Below are 6408 nucleotides of genomic sequence, written 5' to 3'. Positions count from 1 at the left end.
TATTTATTACGGCAATAGGTAACGGCCCAGATATGGTTGTTGACGACTACTACAAAAAAGGTAAAGCAATAAACTTAGAACTGACTAAGTTTGAAAAAGCAAAAGCACTTTACTTACATGGCGAATTAAATGTAACCAACGAGCGTGTAAGCTTTAAGTTTACAAAAGGTGACAGTAGCAACGTACATGTTTTAAAACTTTCGTTTTACCACCGTACTATTAAAGCGCATGACTTTGAGGCAACACTTACGCCTAATGCCAATCAAGAATTTACTGCATTACTTGATAAGTATACGCCAGGTGCATATTCTGTATTTATTGAGCCAATTGATGGCAGCTGGAAACTAAAAGAAAACATTGTTCTACCGACGGCTGAAACCGTTTTAGTTACTCCTAACTATAAGTAATCATTACTATGTCTCACTCTTGCTTTCATTGCCTTGAAAGTGTGCCAAACGGATTTAGCGCAAACGTTATAATTGACGATATTGCCCAGCCAATGTGTTGCATTGGCTGCCAAGCAGTTGCGCAAAATATTGTTGATCAAGGTATGACTGATTATTATAAATACCGAACTGTTCGCGCAGGCAAGGTTGAGCAACTGGTACCTGAGCAACTCGCATTTATAAAAAGTTATGACAACGAAGACATTCAAGACGAATTTATAGCCACTAACGACAATATCTCAGAGGTATTGTTGAGTGTTGAAGGTATAACCTGCGCAGCGTGTGCGTGGCTTATCGAAAAACAACTCTTAAACTTAAATACTGTAAAACGGGTTGATGTAAATACTTCCACCAACCGCGCGATGATCCAATGGGATAAAACCAGCACCCCCTTGAGTGAAATTATTACTTCCTTAGCCAAAATTGGTTATAAAGCCTACCCATTTCAATCAGATACTGAAGCTCAACAAAAGCAACAAACTGCCAAAGCCTATATTCGCCGCTTAGGTGTTGCAGGCTTAATGACCATGCAAGTTATGATGTTTGCGTTTGCCATGTACTTTGGCATGTTTTCAGGCATGGACAGCAATTTTGAGCAGTATTTTAGATGGATCAGCTTAGTACTTGCCTCTCCGGTTATTTTATATAGCGCACTGCCCTTTTTAACCAACGCCATAAATGGCTTAAAAGCAAAACAGCTCAATATGGATTTACCCGTATCGCTGGCTATTTTTGGTGCGTTTGGCGCAAGTTGTTACGCCACATTTATGCAAGTCGGCGAAGTATATTTTGAATCTGTGTGCATGTTTACCTTTTTACTTTTATTAGGTAAGTACCTTGAATTTAGAGCGCGTTTAAAAGCGAGCGAATTTACTGCCAACTTACAAAGATTATTGCCATTAACAGCCCGCACCATTAACGACAGTGGTGAAGAACTTATAATTGCAGCCAAAAAACTAAAACTTAATGACGTAGTACTCATTAAAGCGGGTGAAACAATTCCTGCCGACGGCGAGCTTATAAAGGGTAAAACTACGGTTGATGAATCAATGATGACGGGCGAACACCAACCCGTTACAAAATTTATCGGCCACAATGTCTATGCCGGTTGCGTTAACCACGACGGCGTTATTGAAATAAAAATTAATAAAATTGGCCAAAATACGCTTTTAAATCAAATTATCCGCTTGCAACACAACGCATTAACTAAACGCCCTAAACTGGTTGAAATTACAGATAAAGTTGCGCAATGGTTTATAGCGTGCCTACTTATATTTGCTTCACTTACAGCTATTGGCTGGTACCAAATTGACCCTGAACACGCATTTTGGATCACCATTTCGGTTTTAGTTGCTACCTGCCCATGTGCCCTGAGTTTAGCCATACCAACCGCACTTACATGCGCGGTTGCAACCTTGACCCGTAAAGGCGTATTAATAAAACAAGCGCATGTGCTCGAAACACTCTCACAAATTACGCTATTTGCCTTTGATAAAACAGGCACACTCACCCAAGGTAAATTTAGCCTAGATGAAGTAGATATACTCGATAAGCAATACACAAAAGCGCAAGTGCTAGATATAGCAGCTATGTTAGAGCGTTATTCTGAACACCCTATAGCCAGCGCATTTGATGAAATTACTCCTGCTCACCACAATCTTAATAACGTTGAAGTGCATCCAGGTCTGGGAATTAGCGCACAAGATGCAAACAATCATTATGCAATTGGTAAAAGTGGTTGGTTTGATAGCAAAAAATCAAATGCACAAGCAAGCTTGTATATAAATAAGCAGGTTGTTGCACGTTTTTACTTTATTGATAAAGTAAAAAACGATGCTCAAAAGCTTATAGGCTCACTTCAATCGCAAAATTTAACGTGTCATATGTTAACCGGTGACGCATCAGATGCTGGGCAAAAAGTAGCTAAGCAACTCAACCTTGAAAGTGTGCAATCTGGGTGTTCGCCACAAGATAAACAAACAGCCGTTGAAAAATGGGCGTCACAAAACGAAGTTGTAGCAATGGTCGGCGATGGCGTAAACGACAGCCCTGTATTTGCCAGCGCGCATTTATCCATTGCAATGGAAACCGGTGCTGACATATCAAAAAATAGCGCCGATGTAGTGCTCCTTAATAGCGATTTAGCTTCAATTGATCATTTACTCAATGTGGCAAAACAAACCAGACGAATTATTAAGCAAAACCTTGCGCTGTCTTTATTGTATAATGCATCCATATTACCATTGGCAGCGCTGGGCTTAGTCGCTCCGTGGATGGCTGTTATTGGCATGTCTGCCAGCTCAATTATTGTGATTAGTAATTCACTAAGGCTATTAAAGTTATGAGCATAATTTACATTTTGATCCCTATTGCCATTTTGTTTGTCATTATTGCTATAGGCGTTTTCTTTTGGGCCGTAAAAAGTGAGCAGTTTTCTGATTTAAATAAGCAAGGTCATAGTATTTTGTTTGAAGACGACAAAGAGCAACATAACAAAAGTAATGATTGACCCTCTTTACACCAGCGCATTTTTAATGGGGCTAATAGGTAGCGGTCATTGCATTGCCATGTGCGGCGGTATTGCAAGCTCATTACAACTGGCAAGTGATAAACGCAAAACATTCACCTATTCATTTGCCTATAATACCGGGCGTGCACTGAGCTACATGGCAGCAGGTGCACTTGTTGCTGGTATTAGCAGCCAATTTGCTAGGCAAAACACATCTTTTTCTTTAGCACTTTCATTCATTGCAGCTATTTTTATGCTCCTAGTCGGCGTGTATATAATGCGCTTAGGCCCTACGTTGCAATGGTTAGAAAAAATTGGTAAAACCTTAGTGTGGCAACACATTGTTAAGCTAAATAAATACTTAATGCCTATTAACTCCCCTTTTAAAGCTCTAGGTTACGGTGCTTTGTGGGGATGGCTTCCATGTGGACTTGTTTACTCAGCACTTACATGGGCGATGACTAGCCCAAGTGCCCTAGACGGTGCTTTAGTGATGCTATGTTTTGCTTTGGGTACTTTCCCCGCAATGATCACGTTAGGCGTTACCGCACAAAAACTAAATAGTATTATTAACCACCCTTGGACCCGAATTGTATTGGGCAGTGTTATAATCTGGTATGGTATCTACTTATTGATAATTGCAACTGACAAGCTGATACAATAACCTATTCGCAGTATTAACCTTTTATGGTTATTTTGCAGTCGTGTGTATAAAAATTTAAACGGATTAAATTATGGATTTCTCTCAAAGTCGCGCTAAAGGTAATTGTGCTATTAGCTGTAATAACTGCAGTATTAGTCAATTGTGCTTGCCATTTTCTCTCAATGGCCAAGAAATGGATAAGCTAGACGAAATTATTGAGCGAAAAAAACCACTCCATAAAGGCGATTATCTATTTGAATCAGACGCACCTTTACAGGCTATTTATGCTGTACGCTCTGGGTCATTTAAATCGTACACATTATCAGAGCAAGGTGATGAGCAAATAACCGGGTTTCATTTAGCGGGTGACTTAGTAGGCTTTGACGCGATAAGTAAAATGGCGCACCAGAGTTTTTCACAAGCACTTGAAACGTCAATGGTGTGCGAAATACCATTCGATACCCTTGACGAACTTGCTGGTAAATTACCAAAACTTCGTCAACAAATAATGCGCTTGATGAGCAGCGAAATTACATACGATCAAGAAATGCTGTTATTACTCAATAAAAAATCAGCAGAAGAACGCTTAGCTAGTTTTATTTATAACTTATCAGAGCGTTTTGGTGAACGTGGTTTTTCACGCAAAGAATTTAGATTTACCATGACTCGCGGTGAAATAGGTAACTACTTAGGCCTTACCGTAGAGACCATTAGCCGTTTATTAAGCCGTTTTCAAAAAGCCGACTTAATAAAAGTAGAAGGTAAATTTATTACAATTTTAGATAATGATGCCTTAGCTAAAACGGCAGCAATCGTTAAGCCTCGCTAAATTAAATAGTTTGATTTAGAACAACAATTTATATGCTACCCCTTTAACTGTTTTATATTTGCGTTACACTAATTGTACACCCGTTAGGCAAATGGAGTAGCATATGAACACTATTAAACGCATTATTGCGGTTATTGACCCTACCAAAGACGATCAACACGGTTTATCACGTTCAATAGACTTAGCCAAAAAATCTGGCGCAAGTATTACCGCCTTTATGACGGTTTACGACTTCTCTTATGAAATGACAACGATGCTATCTGGCGATGAACGCGAAGCAATGCGTGATGCCGTACTAAAAGATCGCCAGCTATGGCTTAAAGATTTGGTTTCACCTTACAAAGATATAGATATTGACACCCAAGTGGTTTGGCATAACCGTCCTTATGAAGCCATAATCGATACTGTAATTGATCAAAAGTACGATTTAGTAATTAAAGGCACACATCAACATGGTGCACTTAAATCCGTTATTTTCACCCCTACCGACTGGCATTTAGTACGAAAATGCCCTGCCCCGGTGTTGTTTGTTAAAGAAATGGCATGGCCAGAAAACGGTAATATTTTAGCTGCTGTGAATGCGGTTAGTGAAAACGAAGAACATGTAGCACTTAATAAACGGGTAATTAAAGACGCACAATTTTTATGTGAACTTGCCAACGCAAAACTTAATTTAGTTAATGCTTATCCTGCAACGCCCATAAATATAGCAATCGAAATTCCTGAGTTTAACCCTGGACTTTATAACGAATCAGTTAAAAAACACCACATTGAATCAACCAATGCACTTGCTGCTGAGTTTAATTTAAGCCAAGAGCAATGTTTTATTGAAGAAGGCCTACCTGAGGATGTAATCCCTGATGTAGCTAAGCGGTTAAATAGCGAATTAGTTGTTATTGGTACCGTTGGTCGTACAGGCTTAAGTGCCGCTTTAGTAGGTAATACAGCAGAGCATGTAATTGATAGCCTTGACTGCGATGTACTAGCACTTAAGCCCGATGGTTACGTAAGCCCGATGGCAAAGAAACTAGATTAATTAAAAATTTAGCAAGTAACATCCAGTTTGTTACTTGCTAAAAATACCGTGTTTAATTACATCCTAAACTCGCATATTCAGGTGGTTTGGGTATAATACGCCCCTTTATTTTTAGCAAATAACTTTGCTGTATTGATTTACTAGGGGGCGTAATTGTCACACTCAGATCAAGCTAAAGCTCAATTTAACTTAAATAAGCTACAAAAGCGTTTACGTCGCCAAACTGGTCAAGCCGTTATGGACTTCAATATGATTGAAGAAGGTGACCGTATAATGGTGTGTTTATCAGGTGGCAAAGACAGCTACACAATGCTTGAAATGCTTCAACATTTAAAACGTGTAGCACCTATAAAGTTTGATCTCGTTGTTGTAAACCTAGATCAAAAACAACCAGGGTTTCCTGAGCACGTTTTACCCCTGTATCTTGATAAATTAAATGTAGAATACAAAATTGTAGAAGAAGATACCTACAGCATTGTTACTGACATTATTCCTGAAGGTAAAACAACCTGTTCACTTTGCTCACGACTGCGTCGTGGTATTTTATACCGCACAGCAAATGAGTTAGGCGCAACTAAAATAGCCCTTGGGCACCATCGTGACGACATGATTGAAACGTTGTTTTTAAATATGTTTTACGGTGGAAAACTAAAAAGTATGCCGGCTAAATTAATGAGTGATAACGGCGAGCATATGGTTATTCGCCCACTTGCATACTGCAAAGAAAGCGATATAAGCCAATACGCATTTGCACAAGGTTATCCAATTATTCCGTGTAACCTATGTGGTTCGCAAGAAAACCTACAGCGTAAACATACAAAAGCAATGCTCGCTAAATGGGATGCTGAGCACCCAGGCCGTATTGAGAGTATTTTTACAGCAATGCAAAACGTCGTGCCTTCACACTTAGCTGATGCTGATTTGTTTGATTTTAAAAACTTACAA

The 6408-nt window shown here is 39.3% G+C and carries 7 protein-coding genes; all 7 read left to right on the top strand.

Features of this window, described 5'->3' with window-relative positions; translation table 11 throughout:
- Positions 1 to 5 precede the first annotated feature (5 nt).
- Positions 6 to 407 (top strand): FixH family protein, encoded by a 402-nt coding sequence (locus H5072_RS09205; protein WP_182693348.1) that lies wholly within the window; start codon positions 6 to 8, stop codon positions 405 to 407.
- 8 nt (positions 408 to 415) lie between these two features.
- Positions 416 to 2791 carry a heavy metal translocating P-type ATPase gene (locus H5072_RS09200; RefSeq protein WP_182693347.1) on the top strand — a complete coding sequence of 792 codons (2376 nt, stop codon included), beginning with the start codon at positions 416 to 418 and terminating at the stop codon, positions 2789 to 2791.
- Entirely contained in the window at positions 2788 to 2955 is a 168-nt protein-coding gene (gene ccoS, locus H5072_RS09195; protein ID WP_002963071.1) for a cbb3-type cytochrome oxidase assembly protein CcoS, read from the top strand. The genes H5072_RS09200 and ccoS overlap by 4 nt, the downstream gene beginning before the upstream one ends.
- Positions 2948 to 3619 carry a sulfite exporter TauE/SafE family protein gene (locus H5072_RS09190; protein WP_039490095.1) on the top strand — a complete coding sequence of 224 codons (672 nt, stop codon included), beginning with the start codon at positions 2948 to 2950 and terminating at the stop codon, positions 3617 to 3619. Before ccoS ends, H5072_RS09190 begins: the two co-directional genes overlap by 8 nt.
- Positions 3620 to 3689: 70 nt before the next feature.
- The gene (locus H5072_RS09185; protein WP_182693346.1) at positions 3690 to 4427 is read left to right on the top strand and encodes an FNR family transcription factor; all 738 of its coding nucleotides are present in this window, start codon (positions 3690 to 3692) and stop codon (positions 4425 to 4427) included.
- Positions 4428 to 4530: 103 nt separating this feature from the next.
- The gene (uspE, locus tag H5072_RS09180) at positions 4531 to 5463 is read left to right on the top strand and encodes a universal stress protein UspE (protein WP_165723936.1); all 933 of its coding nucleotides are present in this window, start codon (positions 4531 to 4533) and stop codon (positions 5461 to 5463) included.
- Between the two features lie 153 nt (positions 5464 to 5616).
- Positions 5617 to 6408: tRNA 2-thiocytidine(32) synthetase TtcA (ttcA, locus tag H5072_RS09175; RefSeq protein WP_182693345.1), on the top strand; the 792-nt coding region annotated here is incomplete at its 3' end.

This window comes from Pseudoalteromonas sp. SR45-5, from assembly GCF_014163565.1.
GTDB lineage: Bacteria > Pseudomonadota > Gammaproteobacteria > Enterobacterales > Alteromonadaceae > Pseudoalteromonas > Pseudoalteromonas distincta.
The sequence above is the reverse complement of the archived record's forward strand: the minus strand, read 5'-3'. Positions and strand labels throughout refer to the sequence as shown.

Excerpts from the sequence above, each read along its gene's own strand:
- ccoS (WP_002963071.1), top strand. The coding sequence starts at position 2,788 with ATGAGCATAATTTACATTTTGATCCCTATTGCCATTTTGTTTGTCATT.
- uspE (WP_165723936.1), top strand. The coding sequence starts at position 4,531 with ATGAACACTATTAAACGCATTATTGCGGTTATTGACCCTACCAAAGAC.
- H5072_RS09190 (WP_039490095.1), top strand. The coding sequence starts at position 2,948 with ATGATTGACCCTCTTTACACCAGCGCATTTTTAATGGGGCTAATAGGT.
- H5072_RS09200 (WP_182693347.1), top strand. The coding sequence starts at position 416 with ATGTCTCACTCTTGCTTTCATTGCCTTGAAAGTGTGCCAAACGGATTT.
- H5072_RS09185 (WP_182693346.1), top strand. The coding sequence starts at position 3,690 with ATGGATTTCTCTCAAAGTCGCGCTAAAGGTAATTGTGCTATTAGCTGT.